This window comes from Falsirhodobacter xinxiangensis (assembly GCF_004959935.1).
In the GTDB taxonomy this organism is placed as follows: domain Bacteria; phylum Pseudomonadota; class Alphaproteobacteria; order Rhodobacterales; family Rhodobacteraceae; genus Falsirhodobacter; species Falsirhodobacter xinxiangensis.
In genome coordinates, this window is record NZ_SMYN01000008.1 from 61,839 (window position 1) to 76,787 (window position 14,949).

Here is a 14,949-nt window from a genome sequence, read left to right on the forward strand (position 1 = left end):
CATTGGTTTCATAGAAATGAAACACTGAAACCCCACACAGCGATTCCATGCAGCATCCCCGCCTCATCCGCCAGCGCATCTGGGACAGGCTTGCGCCCGTCGCGCGGCCCGATGCCCGGTTCCATTTGGATTTCGAACAGTTCGTTCCCGATTTCCAAGGATCGGACGTCGCCACGGGGCGGATCGCCCATCTGGCCGATGCGCTGTGCTTCGTCACCCCCGACAATGCGATGCTGGCCCTGCGCGCGCATCTGATCCGCGAAGGGCGCAGCTTCCTCATGGCCAGCTACAACCTGCGCCGGGGGTTCCTGCTGGTCGATCCCGCCGCGATGCCCGCCCTGGCCCCCGAGGATCTGGCGACGCTGGACGTGATCGAACGCCATGCCCGGCCGCTGGACCTTGCCGCATTGGCGGCGATGGGGCGGATCGGACTGGTCGCGACCGGCGCATCCGCGGTGTCGGTGGACGGTATCCGCTTTGGCCGCGGGCATACGTTCCTCGATCTGGAATGGGGCATCTTTTCGCATCTGGGTCTGGTGGACGAGCGCACGAAGATCGCAGCCATCACCCATGACGTGCAGCTTGTGGACGATCTTCTGCACCTGTCGGACGGCGATCTGCCCGTGGACCTGATCGCGACGCCGACCCGGTTGGTCGTCGTGGCGCGGCAGGGCCGCAGGCCGCGCGGCGTCCGCTGGGACGGGATCGACACGGATATGATCGACACAATCCCCCCGCTGCGCGAATTGGCGCAGGACCGGGGCATCGCCTGAACACCGAAGCCGGGAGCTTTCCATGACCCTTTCCCTTGACCGCCGCCTTTTCCTTGGCCTTGCGGGTGCAGCCGCGTTGATGCCGATGCGCGGGCGGGCGGCCACGCCCTTCGCGTTTCAGGCAAGCTGGATCAACGACGCGGAATTCGCGGGCTATTTCCTTGCCGCCGACAACGGCTATTACACCGCCGAGGGGCTGGATCTGACCTATCTGTCCGGCGGGCCGGACGTGATCCCGGAAAGCACGCTCATCACCGGGCGGGCGGATCTGACGCTGACGACGCCCGACACCACGATCAAGGCGATCACGGAACAGGGTGCCCCTTTCAAGATCATCGGCGCGCAATACCAGAAGAACCCGCTGGGCATCGTGTCGCTGGCCAAGGCCCCGATCAACGAGCCGAAGGACCTGATCGGCAAGACGCTGGCCGTGCCGCCCGTCAACGTCATCTCGGTCGAGGCGATGCTGGCCGCGAACGGCATCACGCGCAATCAGCTGACCATCGTCCCCTATGCCTATGATCCGACGCCGCTGATCCGGGGCGAGATCGACGCCTCGGTCGATTTCACGACCAACGTGCCCTATACGATCAAGCTGGCGGGCGAGGAGGCGACGTCCTTCCTGCTGTATGACCACGGCTATACCGTGTTCAACGACACGGTGGTCGTGACCGAAGACGTGCTGGCATCGCGGCGCGGCGAGTTGGTCGCCTTCCTGCGCGCATCCCGCAAGGGATGGGAGGAGAATCTGGTCGATCCGGCGAAATACCCGCCGACATGGGCCGATACCTGGTTCGCAGGCACGGGCCGCGAGATCGACAACGAGGTGTTCTTCAACACCGCGCAGAAACCGCTGATCGAAGCCGAAGGCGGCATCTTCGCCATGTCCGAAGACGCGATCGCAGCCAATATCGAGGCGCTGGCCAAGGTCGGCATCGCCGCCACGCGCGATCACTTCGACACCACGTTGCTTGAAGAAATCTGATGCCCGTCGGTCTGTCCCTTTCCGGCGTCTCGCGCCATTTCGACGGGCGCGGCGGCAGGGTCGCGGCGCTGTCGGGCGTCTCGCTGGAGGTTGCTCCGGGGGCGTTCACCGCGCTGATCGGTCCTTCGGGCTGCGGGAAATCCACGCTTCTGCGGCTGGCGGTCGGGCTGGACCTGCCGGATGCGGGGCGCGTCTCGGTCGGGGGGCTGTCCCCGGCCGAGGCGGCGCGCAAGGGGCTGACCGGGATCGCGTTTCAGGACGCCGCGCTGCTGCCGTGGCGCAGCGTCGAGGACAACATCGCGCTGCCCTTCGATGTGCTGCGCCGTCCGCATGATGCCGCGCGCATCGCGGAACTGATCGCGCTGGTCGGGCTGACCGGGTTCGAAAAGGCCCTGCCGGGAGAGCTTTCGGGCGGCATGCGCCAGCGCGTCGCCATCGCCCGCGCCCTGGTCAACGACCCCGAGATGCTGTTTCTGGACGAGCCGTTCGGCGCGCTGGACCAGATCCTGCGCCGCCAGATGAATGTCGAATTGCAGCGCATCTGGATGGAGAGCCGCACGACGACGCTGCTGGTCACCCATGGCATCGACGAGGCGATCTTTCTGGCCGACCGCGTGGTGGTGATGGCCGCCCGTCCGGGGCGGATCGCGCGCGTGATCGACATCCCGTTCCCGCGCCCGCGCCGGGCAGAGCTGTTCGGCACGCCCGAATTCGCCGCGCTGGAGGCCGAAATCGCAGGGGCGCTCGATGGCCATTAGGGCGATCCTTGCGCTGGCCTTGTGGGAACTGGTCGGGCGTCTGGCGCTGGTCGCGGGCGGGGCGCTGCCGGCGCCTTCGGCCATCGCGATCCGGTTCTGGGCGGATCGGGGCGATTATCCCATGCATGTCTGGGCGACGATGCAGGGGGCGGGAATCGGTTTTCTGATCGGCAATCTGGTCGCGGTTCTGGCGGGGGTGCTGTTCGCCGTCTCCCCGGTCGCGGCGCGGCTGGCGCGGGGGGTGAACATTGCGATCTTTGCGCTGCCCGCCATCGCCATCGCGCCGATCCTGACGCTGATGACCACGGGCATGACGCCGCGGGTGATCCTTGCGGCGCTGGGCTGCTATTTCGTGACCATGACCGCGACCGTGACCGGCATCACGCAGGCCGATGCGAGGATGCGCGACGTGATCCGCGCCTATGGCGGCGGGCGTCTGGCATCCTTGCGGCTGGTGGAATTGCGGTCCGCCGTGCCGCAGATCCTTGGCGCGCTGCGGATCGCGGCCCCTGCGGCGGTGCTGGGGTCGATCCTGGCCGAGTTCGGCGGCGGCGGGCGGTTCGGGCTGGGCGCGTATCTGATCGGCTCGCTTGGTCGCGCGGACCCGGCGCGGCTGTGGGGGATCGGGCTGGCGGCGACGGTGCTGGCGGGGGTCGGATATGCCGTCTTCGCGATGATCGCGGCGCGTGTCACGGCATCGACCGTGGCGGTGACGGTTGCCGCGACGCCGCCTGCGGGCGATGCGCCTAGGCCCCTGTGGCAGCGCGCGGCCTTGGCGGCGGGGTCGGTGCTGCTGCCCTTCGCTGTCTGGTGGGGGCTGATCGCCGCCAGCGGCGCGCCCGCGATGATCGCGAAAACACCAATGGCGCTGGTGGATTACCTGATGTTGCCGAACAAGGCGGGCGAGCGGATTCTGGACGCGCTGGCGCAGACGCTGCCGATCACCGCCGTCGGGATCGCGCTGGGCCTCGGCTTCGCCTTTGCCCTGGCGCTTGGATCGGTGCTGCGGCCCGGGATCGTGCGGGCCTTCATGCCGGTGGCGCTGGTCACGCAGACGATGCCGCTGGTCGCGCTGACGCCGCTTCTGGTGCTGATCTTCGGGCGCGGGCCGTCGGTCATCCTGTGGATCACGGTGTCGGTCACGTTCTTTCCGGCCTTCGTCACCATGGCCCAAGGGTTGCAGATGGTGGCGCGGTCGGCGCTGGACGTGCCGCGCGCCTATGGTGCCAGCCCTTGGACGGTGCTGCGGCTCGTGTCGATCCCGGCATCCGCGCCCTATGTCTTTGCCGCGCTGCGTCTTGCGGTGCCGCGCGCCCTGCTGGGGGTGATGACCGCCGAATGGCTGGCTACCGGCACGGGGCTGGGCAACCTTTTGAACCAGTCGCGCGGATATCTCGATTACGGGATGATCTGGACGGTCGCCGTTCTGTCCGTGCTGCTTTCCGTGTTTTTCTATCAGGTCGTCGTCTGGATCGAACGCCGGGTTCTTGCCCGGCTCGGCATGACGACCGCCGCCTAAGCGAAGGAACCGACATGACCGAAATGACCGTTGCCGAGATCGACCGGCACAAGACCGAGGTGCGCAACCGCGTCTGGTCCGAATTGCGCAAGGTCGCCGTTCCCGACAGCCGTTTCCATTTCGACTTCGGCGAATTCATCGCGGATTTCGACGGCGGCGAGGAGGCGGTCGCCCGGTTGATCGACCACGACTATTACCGCGATGCCAAGCTGATCTTCATCACGCCGGACAACTGCCTTGACCGCCTGCGCCTGCGCGCGTTGCAGGACGGCAAGATCGTGCTGATGACCACCTACTCCATCAAGCGCGGGTTCTGGCTGCTGGACCCGGCCAAGATCGATCCGTCGCTGTATCTTTATGCGTCCACGCTGGACGGGATGGAGCGGATCGGCCAGCCGCTGACCCTGATGGAGATCGCGACCCTGCCCCCCGTCGATTTCATGGTCACCGGGACGGGCGCGATCAACACCGAAGGCGTGCGGTTCGGCAAGGGCCACGGCTTCTTCGATGCCGAATGGGGGATGCTGTATCAGTTGCAGCGGATCACCGTCGCGACCCCCGCCGCCGCCGTGGTGCATGATTGCCAACTGCTGACCGAGACGCTGACCCCCGACGTCTATGACACCGTGATGGACGTGGTCTTCACGCCCACGCGGACGATCCCCGTGGCGGCGCCGCACAAGCCGACCTGCGGCATCGTCTGGGACCGGCTCGATCCGCACATGTACGAGACGATCCCGCCGCTTCAGGAGCTGAAGGCGATGGGGCTATAGCCTGCGCATGACGAGCCAGCCGCCCGTTGCCCCGGCAATGCAGGCGGCGGCAAAGATCGGGCCGGACAGCGATCCCGCCATCGTGCCCGACAGGATGACGCCGACCGTGCAGCCAAGGCCCACCATCGCGCCCCACCCCATCAGCACACCGCCGATCAGCAGCCGCGGGATGGCGGCGCGCGGGGGCAGGGTGGGCGCCCAATCCCCCGCCAACCGGGCCGAGGCGAAGCTTGCCAGCACGAGCCCCGCCACGAAGACGCCGTTACGCGACAGGATTGCTTCCTTCACCACGGTCGCGCAGCCCGCCAGCCCGTCCAGCCCCATCAGACCCTCGGGCAGCAGGCCGGCCCATGTCCCGGTCGTCCGGGCGATCGATCCAAGCTCGGCGGTGACGCCCAGAGGGCCGACGCGCAAATAGGCGATGGTCGCGATCAGCCCGGTCAGGATGCCCGAGACCGGGGCGGGCCATCTGCGGCGAAACACGGCCTCCCACGGCGATGCGGCGGGCGCGCTCTGCCAGCCGCGCATCGCCCATGAAAGCAGCGCCGCCAGTGCCGCAAGCTGCACCGCAAGCCAGCCGCCATGGCCGATGGAGGCTGGAAACCAGACGGGACGGCTGGACTGCACATCCCACAGATACAGCGTGTTCCACGACACAAAGCCAAGGCCGAAGCCCAGAAGGGCGCCGGCCAAGCTGATCACCGATCCCGCCGATCCTTCGCCCAGCCGGTAAAGGTGGGCCGAGATGCAGGACCCCGAAAGCGCCATGCCCAACCCGAACGCCGCTGCCCCGAGGGCGAGCGTCAGCGACGCTGGGCCGATATGGGCATCCGGCGGCAGGCGGCCCGAGGATGGGTTCGGCAGCCACGCGCCATAGATCGCGGCATATCCGAGGCTGCCGACCATCAGCGCGATCAGGATCGCCGCGACGCCATTGCTGCCGCGGCCTTCCAGCAGGTCGCGCCAGTTGCACCAGAAACAGAACCGCCCGCGCTGAAGCACCACTCCGAACGCGCCGCCCAGCAGAAAGCTGAGCGGAAGCGGCCGTCCAAGTGCATCGCGCTGCGGCAGCAGCAGGAAGATGGAGCAGAAGAGGGCCGCAAGAAGGGCGGCGGCGAATGCGTTGCGGGTCGTCATGATCCGTCCGGAAATGATCCGTGCCCGCCGCGCGGGGCGGGCACGCAAAGCCCTATTGCCCGGTCCAGACCAGCCCGGCGACATTGGTCACAGGCACGCCGACGGCGTTGCCGTATTCCGTCCACGATCCGTCATAGTTGCGCACGTCATAGCCAAGGATCTTGGACAGGGCGAACCATGTGTGGCTCGACCGCTCTCCGATACGGCAATAGGTGATGATGGGGCGCGATCCATCCACCCCGGCCTCGGCATACAGCGCCTTCAACGCTTCGGGCGATTTGAAGCGGCCGTCTTCCTGCACCGCCTGCCCCCAGGGCACGTTGATCGCGCCGGTCACGTGGCCTGCCCGGATCGCGGTTTCCTTGAACCCCTCGGGGGCGATGATCTTGCCGGAAAACTCGTCGGCAGAGCGGATGTCGATGATGTCGGCGCTGCCACCCTCGGACGCGGCGACCACATCCGCGATGAAGGCCCGCTTGGTGGCATCCGCATCGGCGACGGTGATCGCGCCTTCGGGATGGGCGGGGGCCGCCGTGTCCAGCGCGCGGCCTTCCGCCTCCCACAGCTTGCGACCCCCATCCAGCAGCTTCACGTTCTGGACGCCATAGACGTCCAGAACCCATGCGCCCCAAGCGGCGAACCAGTTGTTCGTATCGCCGTAGAGGATGACGGTCGTATCCTCGTTCACGCCCGCCGCGCGCAGGAGTTCCTGAATCCGCTCGCCCGAGGCGATGTCGCGGCGCACCGGATCGACCAGATCCGTGTGCCAGACCACATTCGTGGCGCCGGGAATGTGGCCGCGTTCATAGACGCCGGGGTTCACCGAAACCTCGATGACGCTGATGCCTTCGGCATCGAGGTTCTGTTCCAGCCATTCCGCGGTGACCAGCGGGCCGTCGCTGGCAAGGGCTGCGTGCGACAGCGTCAGGGCGGTGGCGGCAGAGGTCAAAAGAATTCGGATCATGTATCCTCGCGGGTCAATTCATGACACCAGCGTAACGGCGAGGGTGCCGCGTTCCATTCCAAAGATCGGCGCAGATCGCGCCTGGTCCCACCGCGCGACGTTCATGCGGCATATGAAAAATCGCAAACTCCGGGGGGTGCTGATTTGCCGCGGTCTGGTTTAGCCAAGCCAGCCGGGCAGGCCCGGTGCCGATCCGGTGGCGGCGGCGGTCACGCAATCGGCAAGGCTGCCGAAGCGGACGGCGCGGCCGGACAGCCCCGGCGCGTAATGGGCGTATTTGCCGGAATTGGTCATCAGCGACCGCGCCTCGGGCGGGAAGACGGGTTCGGAGATGGAACACCAGCAGATGTCGGGGATGACGGTCGCGCCGAACGCCTCCAGCGCGGCCAGAGTGCCGTCGTGGCGGGCGGCGGCGATCACGTCCCGCCCGCAGGTGACGATGGTGCGGACCGTCGCCCGCCGACCCCTGACCAGCGCCGCCATCGCCCGGCATTCGGTGATCGAGAAATGCGGACTGCCCAGCGCCACCAGATCGACCGCCTCGGGCCCGCGGTTGAACTGCTGCCACGCGGCGGCAAGGTCGGCGCGGGTGATCCGCTGCGTGTCGGCATCCGCCGGGGGCAGCGGCTCCGGTGTTGCGCCTTCGACATGCAGCATCGGCGCTGCAGAAGTGGTGCCGAAGGCCGCGCACAGCGCCTTCAGCCCGTCCAGCGTCGCATGGCCGATCCCGCGCAGCAGCGGGATGCGGTCGGGCGATTTCAGCCCCGCAACATAGCCCAGAAGCGGCCAGAACGCATCATCGCGCTCCTGCGCCTCGACCTCCAATATCCGCGCTGGGCGGCGGTTTTCGGTCAGATAGACGCCCGAAAGCGGCGCGCGGCCCGTCAGCGCGATCATCAGGTCCAGAAAATCGGGATGTTTCACCGTGCGCGCGCCAAGCACGGAATTGGCATAGATGACGGCGTTGGATTCGGCCCATGCCACCGACTCTCCGGCGCCCGGCGCGCTGTCCAGCAGATAGGGCGCGCAGGTGAAGGTCGGGCGCGCCCCCATGCGGACATAGGCATCGGCAAGGCGGCTGGCGGGGATGCCGAAATCCGGCGGCACGCCCTGCGCCTGCCAGTTCGCTCGATCGACCGAGATTGCGTTCATCGTCGTCGGGATGCGGACCTGCGCGCCCATATCGGCCATTGCCTCGGCAAAGCGCAGGTTGGCGGGGCTGGCATAGATGCAGCCGTCGATATGCGCCTGCGTCACATCGGTCAGCGCGGTGGCCCCCTGGTTCGCGGCCATGGTGCAGATCACCTCCATCGCCAGCCGGGTCGCGGGGGCGGCCAGCAGGGCGCGGTCGTGGTCGGTCAGGGCCAGCGCGGCGGGCGGCGCGGTCAGGGGAATGCCGTTCACATGGCCGGGGGTGATCGCGGCATGGCCGCTTGCGGCGATGGCGTCGAAATCGGCGGCTCCAAGGCGCAGGACGGGAAGGGCGCGGTCGAACATCCGCCCGGCGATCAGCGCGCCAAGGGTCAGGATGTCCTCGGCCTCGCGGAAGATCAGGGCGGCGGGGGCGCGGCCGGTCAGCGCAAGATCCAGCAGCACGCCGCTGCCGGTGCAGGAGCCGCGGCTGGTCGGCATCATCAGCACCGCCCCGGTGATGCAGCGCCCGTGCAGCGGATGATGCGCGTCGATCACCACCCCCGTCGCCGGATCGACCCCGCCCCAGAAGCTGAGCCCCTCGGCGCTGGCGATCACCGGGCCGGAGGCGGTGCCGGGAACCAGCGCGACCCCGGTCATTTCACGATTAACCCATGCGCGAAGGGGTCGCGGTCGTCGATGAAGATGGTGTTGTAGCCGGTCATCCGCGCCCAACCGGCGATGGAAGGGATGATGGCGGGCTTGCCCCCGACGGTGGCGGCGGCCTCGACGCGCCCGTTGAACAGGCTGCCGATGATGGATTCGTGGATGAACGTGTCGCCCACCGCCAGCTTGCCCTTGGCCGCCAGCTGCGCCATCCGGGCCGAGGTTCCGGTGCCGCAGGGCGAACGGTCGATGGCCTTTTCGCCATAGAACACCGCGTTGCGGGCATGGGCGCCCTGAACCGTCGGCGCGCCCGTCCACTGGATATGCGACAGCCCGTTGATTTCGGGGTGTTCGGGGTGGACGAATTCGTATTTCGCGTTCAGCGCCGCACGCAGCTTCGGCGACCAGCCGACCAATTCCCCCGCCGTATGATCGGCCATGTCGCGGAAATTCTTCTGCGGCTCGACGATGGCATAGAAATTGCCGCCATAAGCCACATCGACGACGATCTCGCCCAAGCCCTCCACCTCGGCGGTCAGACCTTCGGCATGCAGATATCCGGGCACGTTGGTCAGGCGCACCTCCTCGACGAAGCGGCCTTCCTGGCGATAGGTGATGTCCACCTTGCCCGCCGGGGCGTCGATGGACAGCTTGCCCGGCGTGCGGGGGGTGATGAGGCCGTTTTCGATCGCCATGGTGATCGTGCCGATGGTGCCGTGCCCGCACATCGGCAAACACCCCGAGGTTTCGATGAACAGCACCGCCACGTCGCAATCGGGCCGCGTCGGCGGATAGAGGATCGAGCCGGACATCATGTCATGCCCGCGCGGCTCATACATCAGGCCGGTGCGGACCCAGTCGAATTCGCGCAGGAAATGGGCGCGCTTCTCCAGCATCGTCGCGCCGTCAAGCCGTGGCCCGCCGCCGGACACCAGCCGGACGGGATTGCCGCAAGTGTGCCCGTCGATGCAGGAAAACGTATGGGTGGGCATGTCAGAACCTTTGTGCCGAGAAGGGGGTGATGTCGATGGCGGGCGCGGCCCCGGTGACCAGATCGGCAACCAGCCGCGCCGTGCCTGCGGCCTGCGTCAGACCCAGATGGCCGTGGCCGAAGGCATGGATGATGCGCGGATCGGCGCGTGACGGGCCGATGACCGGCAGGCTGTCGGGCAGGGACGGGCGGAACCCCATCCATTGCGTGCCGCCCGTGGTGCGCAGACCGGGCAGGAAGGCGGCGGCCTTTTTCAGCATCGCCTCGGCCCGTTTGAAGTTCGGCGGCCGTTCCAGCCCGCCCAGTTCAACCGCGCCGCCGACCCGGATGCCGGTGGAGAGGCGCGAGATGACGAAGCCGTGGCCGCCGAAGGTGATCTGGCGGCGCAGATCGAACGCATCGGCGGGCAGGGTGGTGTTGTAGCCGCGCTCGGTCTCCAGCGGGATCTTTTCGGGGGCGAGGCGGTGGGAATGCGCGCCTGCGGCAAGGATGATGTGGCGGGCCTGAAGGCTGGCCGGATCGGTGACCTCGTCCTGCCGAAGGATGCCGCCATTGGCGGTGAAGCGTTCCGCCAGCGCCAGCGTGAAAAGGCGCGGATCGTCGATGGAAAACCAGCCGGGGGTGAAGGTGCCATGCGTGAAGCGCGGCGAAAGGCCCGGTTGCAGCACCGCCATCTCGTCCGCGCGCATGTGCTGGAATTCGATCCCGTGATCGGCGCGGGCCTGCCAGCCGGGCAGGGACGCGTCCAGTTCCGCCTGCGATTCATAGACCTGAAGGTTCCCGTCGCGCCGCAGCATGTGATGGGTGCCGGTGGCGCGCAGGAACGGCTCCAACTCGGCTTTCGACAGGTCCATCAGCGCTGTCTGGGCGGCGGTCGATGCCGCGACGCGGGCGGGCGAGCAGGCCCGCCAGAAGCGATACATCCACGGCGCGATCCGCAGCGCATAGGCAGGCGGGACCGAAAGCGGCCCCAGCGGGTCGATCAGCCAGCCCGGCGCCTTGCGCAGTATCCCCGGCGAGGCAAGCGGCAGGATGTCGGTGAAGGCGAAGGCCCCGGCATTGCCCGCCGACGCCCCCGCCGCAGGGCCGCTGCGGTCCAGCACCATGACCCGCAGCCCCCGCGCCTGCAAGGCCAGCGCCGAGGACAGCCCGACGACCCCCGCGCCGATGACGATGGCGTCCATGTCAGTGCGTGGCCGACAGGAACTTCTGCAGTTCCGGCGTTTGCGGGTTGCCGAAGAATTCGGCCGGGGGCGCTATCTCCATCATCACGCCCTGATGGAAGAAGGCGACGCGGTCCGACACCTCGCGCGCGAACTTCATCTCGTGCGTGACGCAGATCATGGTCATGCCTTCGCGGGCCAGCATCCGCAGCGTGTCCAGCACCTCGCCCACCAGCTGCGGGTCCAGCGCGGATGTCACCTCGTCGAACAGCATGTAGTCGGGCGACATCGCCAGCGCCCGCGCGATGGCCATTCGCTGCTGCTGTCCCCCCGACAGGCGCGAAGGATAGACGTCCAGCTTTTCCCCCAGCCCGACATGCGAAAGCTGCTTCACCGCGATGGCCCGCGCATCCGCCTTGGGGATGCCCAGCACCTTGCGCGGGGCCAGCATCACGTTTTCCAGCACGGTCAGGTGCGGGAACGCGTTCCATTGCTGGAACACGATGCCCACCTTGCGGCGCAGCTTGTTCAGGTCGGTGGATTTGGCGTGAACCTCGGTCCCGTCGATCAGGATGCGGCCGGAATCGATCGGCTCCAGCCCGTTGATGCAGGTCAGCAGCGTGGACTTGCCGGACCCCGATCCGCCGATCACGGTCAGAACCTCGCCCTTGTTCACGGTCAGGTCGATCCCCTTCAGAACCTCCAGCGGGCCGAAGGATTTGCGGACGTCGTGGATCTCAATCATTGGGGGACCACCGTTTTTCAAGATAACCGCCAAGACGGGCGATGGGGAAGCTGATGAGGAAATAGATCGCACCGCAGATCAGCAGGATGAACAGCGGCTCTTGCAGCCGCGTCACGAGGATCTGCGACGCGCGCAGAAGCTCGATCAGGCCGAGCCAGAGGACCAGCGAGGAATCCTTCAGAACGCCCAGCGTCAGGCCGATCCATGCGGGCAGCGACACGCGTGTCGCAAGAGGGGCCACGATGTGCATCATGTCCTGCCGCCATGTCATGCCAAGCGAGCGTGCCGCGCGGCGGGTGGTGGGGGGCACCGCCTCTATCCCGCCGCGCACGATCTCGGTGCAATAGGCGGCGGTATAGAGCGACAGGATCACGCAGGACGTGGTGAACGGGTCCCAGCCCAGCCGCGCGATGGACTGGAACGCATTGCCCAGCACAAGCTGGATGAGCAGCGGGACGGACCGGAAGATGTCCAGAACGAAGGTCAGCGGCAGCGACCAATACGGTCCCGCCTGATAGCGCAGCACGCCAAAGACGATCCCCATGACCGTGCCCGCGACCACCGCGACGGCGGTGACCATCAGCGTCATCCACGCGCCTTGGGCCAGAAAGGCCATGTCGTTCCATGTGAGGGCTGTGTCGAACATCGTGGCTCTCCCTCAATACCGGAACATGCGCCATGCCAGCGCGCGGGCGGCCAGCGTGACGGCCTTGGCGATCAGGTAATAGATCACGGCAGCCATGGCGAAGAATTCGAAGGTGCGGAAAGACCGCGCGTTCAGCTCTTGCGTGATGCCCGCAAGGTCGGTGTTCATCCCCACCGTGACGCCCAGCGAGGTCATCAGGATCGCCCAGACCATCTGGTTCGTCGCCGGAAGAAACGCGATCCGCAGCATCTGCGGCATGACGATCAGCCGGAACGCCTGTATCGCGGGCATGCCCAGCGACCGCGCCGACCGGGTCTGCGTGTCGGGAATGGCCTTCAACGCGCCGCGGAAATTCTCGGCCAGATAACCTGCGTTGTTGAACGCGATCCCGGCCAGAAGCGAGGTATAGGGGCTGAGATGGATGCCGAACGCGCCCAGCCCGAAATGCGCCATATAGATCTGGAACAGCGCGGGCGTGTTGCGCGCCACCTCGACCCATGTGCGGGCGATGGCGGACAGCAGCGCATTGCCCGACAGGCGGAACCCGGTCAGCAGGATCGCGATGACGATGCCGATCAGCATCGACAGCAGCGCGATCTCCAGCGTGACCAAAGCGCCTTCGAGAAGCCGGGGCAGCGCATTGAACGCCTGATTCCAGCGGAAGGTATAGTTGAACATGACAGGCCCACGTCTGGGGAATGCGGCGGCACGGATGCCGCCGCAGGGGCGTCAGCGGTAGGTGCCGCCCACGGTCAGGTCGGGCAGGTCGCCGCCGACCCATTTCTCATACAACTCGGCATAGCGCCCGGTGCGGACCTGCTGGTTGATGAACAGGTTCAGGAAATTGATCAGGCCGTATTCCTCGCGCATGGCGAACAGGGCGACGTAATCGGTGTCGAACGGCGCGTTCCCCACGACGGAGATGCCGGGGAAGTTGCCGGTCTTGACGTTGGCCTGCGCCACGGTGGATGTCGAAACCGTCGCATCAAGCTGCCCTTGGCTGAGCGCGAGGAACACGTCGGCCTGCGTCTGATAGGGGCGGAAGGTGCCCTCGCCCCATTCCTTCACCTGCTCCTCCAGCGCGATCGCCTCGTATGTGCCTGCGGTCGCGCCGACGGTCTTGCCCTTCATATCCTCGAACGATGTGATGCCGGATGCGTCATTCGCCGTCACCGCCATCTGGAACGCGAAATAGGGGATGGTCATGCCGACCGTCTTCGCCCGCTCCAGCGTGTCCGAGGTGGACGCGACGCCGACATCGACGCGGCCCGACATCAGTGCGGGGATGCGTTCGGGGAAGGGCGTCTCGACGATCTCGGCCTCGACCCCCAAGGCGGCGGCAAGGTCGTTGCAGTAATCGACGTCGAAGCCGATGGGGTTGTTCGCCTCGTCGCGCGAGCCCATGGGCGGGAAATCCAGCACGACCGCGCAGCGCAGCGTGCCCGACGAGATGATGTCATCCAGCGCATCGGCATGGGCGGCGGCGGTAAGGCATGTGGCGGCAAACAGCCCTGCCGTGACGGCGGTCTTCATGGTGATTCTCCCTGTTCGCGGTCATTCGAGCGACCTTTTGTTCCAAAAGTATGGAGCCGACTCTTTCGTGAATCAACAAAAATACTGTATGTATATTTCTGGGATTTAACTTGGCCGGAGGAGGAACGGATGCGAATCGCAGTCGAGGCGCTGACACGGACGGTCACGCAGATATTCGTCCGCGCGGGGCTTCTGCCCGATCAGGCGGCGGCGATAGCACGCACCATCGTGGCGGGGGAACGGGACGCCTGCAAGTCGCATGGCATCTATCGCATCGCCGGCTGCCTGCGGACGGTCAAGGCGGGCAAGGTGGATCCGATGGCGGCGCCGGTGCTGACCGATGACGGATCGGCCATCCTGCGGGTAGATGCCAATGGCGGGTTCTCCTGCGCCGGGTTCGAACTGGGCGCGCCCGCGCTGGCGGAACGGGCCAGGACGCTGGGCATGGCCGCGCTGGTCATCAACGACTGCACGCATTTCTCGGCCCTCTGGCCCGAGGTGGAGGCGTTGACCGATCTGGGCGTCGCGGGGCTGGCCATGTGCCCCAGCTATGCCAGCGTGGCGCCTGCGGGCGGGACGGCGGCGCTGCTGGGCACCAATCCCATCGCCTTCGGCTGGCCGCGTCCGGGCGCGGACCCCTATGTCTTTGACTTCGCCACAAGCGTCGCGGCGCGCGGAGAGATCGAACTGCACCGCCGCGCGGGCAAGGTGCTGCCCGAGGGTTGGGCCGTCGATCCCGATGGCCAGCCGACCACCGATCCCGAACAGGCGCTGGAAGGCGCGATGCTGCCCTTCGGTGGCCACAAGGGGTCTGCCATTTCCACCATGATCGAACTGCTGGCCGGGGTGATGATCGGCGATATGACCAGCCCCGAGGCGCGGGCCGATCTGGGCGGCATGTCGCTGCTGCCCAAACACGGAGAGCTGGTGATCGCCTTCAGTCCCGAACGCTTTGCTGCTGGGCGTCCGGGCGATCCCTTTGCACGCGCCGAGGTGCTGTTCGATGCGATTCTGGGGCAGGGCGCGCGCCTTCCCTCGCAACGCCGTTTCGCCGCGCGGGCGAAGGCGCTGGCGGATGGCATCGCCCTGAACGATGAGGAGCGCGCCGAACTCGACCGGCTGCACGATCTTGGGCTTGCTGCCGTCTGACGTCTGAAAGGAACCG

General features: G+C 67.0%; 15 protein-coding genes. 6 read left to right on the forward strand and 9 right to left on the reverse strand.

The window, feature by feature from the left end:
- The first annotated feature begins 47 nt into the window (after positions 1-47).
- From E2K76_RS11425 to E2K76_RS11445, 5 genes are read left to right on the forward strand one after another with little or no spacing between them, the layout of a single operon-like run.
- Positions 48-773 carry a 5-formyltetrahydrofolate cyclo-ligase gene (locus E2K76_RS11425; RefSeq protein WP_136684439.1) on the forward strand — a complete coding sequence of 242 codons (726 nt, stop codon included), beginning with the start codon at positions 48-50 and terminating at the stop codon, positions 771-773.
- 22 nt (positions 774-795) lie between these two features.
- Positions 796-1,758, forward strand: coding sequence for an ABC transporter substrate-binding protein (locus E2K76_RS11430; protein ID WP_136684440.1), 963 nt, complete (start codon positions 796-798; stop codon positions 1,756-1,758).
- On the forward strand, positions 1,758-2,516 hold the full coding sequence (locus E2K76_RS11435) for an ABC transporter ATP-binding protein (RefSeq protein WP_136684441.1): 759 nt from the start codon (positions 1,758-1,760) through the stop codon (positions 2,514-2,516). The genes E2K76_RS11430 and E2K76_RS11435 overlap by 1 nt, the downstream gene beginning before the upstream one ends.
- Complete coding sequence (locus E2K76_RS11440) at positions 2,506-4,035, forward strand: ABC transporter permease (RefSeq protein WP_136684442.1); 1,530 nt, start codon at positions 2,506-2,508, stop codon at positions 4,033-4,035. The genes E2K76_RS11435 and E2K76_RS11440 overlap by 11 nt, the downstream gene beginning before the upstream one ends.
- Before the next feature lie 14 nt (positions 4,036-4,049).
- Positions 4,050-4,808, forward strand: a complete 759-nt coding sequence (locus E2K76_RS11445; protein ID WP_220432219.1) for a 5-formyltetrahydrofolate cyclo-ligase — start codon at positions 4,050-4,052, stop codon at positions 4,806-4,808.
- On the opposite strand, the gene E2K76_RS11450 is transcribed toward E2K76_RS11445, so the two are convergent.
- The 9 genes from E2K76_RS11450 to E2K76_RS11490 all read right to left on the reverse strand — a co-directional run bounded on the left by E2K76_RS11450 (position 4,803) and on the right by E2K76_RS11490 (position 13,784).
- Complete coding sequence (locus tag E2K76_RS11450) at positions 4,803-5,945, reverse strand: YeeE/YedE family protein (protein ID WP_220432220.1); 1,143 nt, start codon at positions 5,943-5,945, stop codon at positions 4,803-4,805. The genes E2K76_RS11445 and E2K76_RS11450 overlap by 6 nt on opposite strands.
- 52 nt (positions 5,946-5,997) lie before the next feature.
- Complete coding sequence (locus E2K76_RS11455) at positions 5,998-6,909, reverse strand: sulfurtransferase (protein WP_136684444.1); 912 nt, start codon at positions 6,907-6,909, stop codon at positions 5,998-6,000.
- A gap of 159 nt (positions 6,910-7,068) precedes the next feature.
- Positions 7,069-8,700 carry a cis-3-hydroxy-L-proline dehydratase gene (lhpI, locus tag E2K76_RS11460; RefSeq protein ID WP_136684445.1) on the reverse strand — a complete coding sequence of 544 codons (1,632 nt, stop codon included), beginning with the start codon at positions 8,698-8,700 and terminating at the stop codon, positions 7,069-7,071.
- Positions 8,697-9,698 carry a 4-hydroxyproline epimerase gene (locus E2K76_RS11465; protein ID WP_136684446.1) on the reverse strand — a complete coding sequence of 334 codons (1,002 nt, stop codon included), beginning with the start codon at positions 9,696-9,698 and terminating at the stop codon, positions 8,697-8,699. Before E2K76_RS11465 ends, lhpI begins: the two co-directional genes overlap by 4 nt.
- A gap of 1 nt (position 9,699) precedes the next feature.
- Positions 9,700-10,881 (reverse strand): NAD(P)/FAD-dependent oxidoreductase, encoded by a 1,182-nt coding sequence (locus tag E2K76_RS11470; protein WP_136684447.1) that lies wholly within the window; start codon positions 10,879-10,881, stop codon positions 9,700-9,702.
- 1 nt (position 10,882) lies between these two features.
- The gene (locus E2K76_RS11475; RefSeq protein WP_136684448.1) at positions 10,883-11,605 is read right to left on the reverse strand and encodes an amino acid ABC transporter ATP-binding protein; all 723 of its coding nucleotides are present in this window, start codon (positions 11,603-11,605) and stop codon (positions 10,883-10,885) included.
- On the reverse strand, positions 11,598-12,251 hold the full coding sequence (locus E2K76_RS11480; RefSeq protein WP_136684449.1) for an amino acid ABC transporter permease: 654 nt from the start codon (positions 12,249-12,251) through the stop codon (positions 11,598-11,600). The genes E2K76_RS11475 and E2K76_RS11480 overlap by 8 nt, the downstream gene beginning before the upstream one ends.
- 12 nt (positions 12,252-12,263) lie before the next feature.
- Entirely contained in the window at positions 12,264-12,929 is a 666-nt protein-coding gene (locus E2K76_RS11485) for an amino acid ABC transporter permease (RefSeq protein ID WP_136684450.1), read from the reverse strand.
- A 51-nt stretch (positions 12,930-12,980) separates the two neighbouring features.
- Positions 12,981-13,784 (reverse strand): ABC transporter substrate-binding protein, encoded by an 804-nt coding sequence (locus E2K76_RS11490; protein WP_136684451.1) that lies wholly within the window; start codon positions 13,782-13,784, stop codon positions 12,981-12,983.
- A 129-nt stretch (positions 13,785-13,913) separates the two neighbouring features.
- On the opposite strand from E2K76_RS11490, the gene E2K76_RS11495 reads away from it, so the two are divergent.
- A complete protein-coding gene (locus tag E2K76_RS11495) occupies positions 13,914-14,933 on the forward strand; it encodes an Ldh family oxidoreductase (RefSeq protein ID WP_136684452.1) in 1,020 nt (339 codons plus the stop codon).
- Positions 14,934-14,949: the final 16 nt, after the last annotated feature.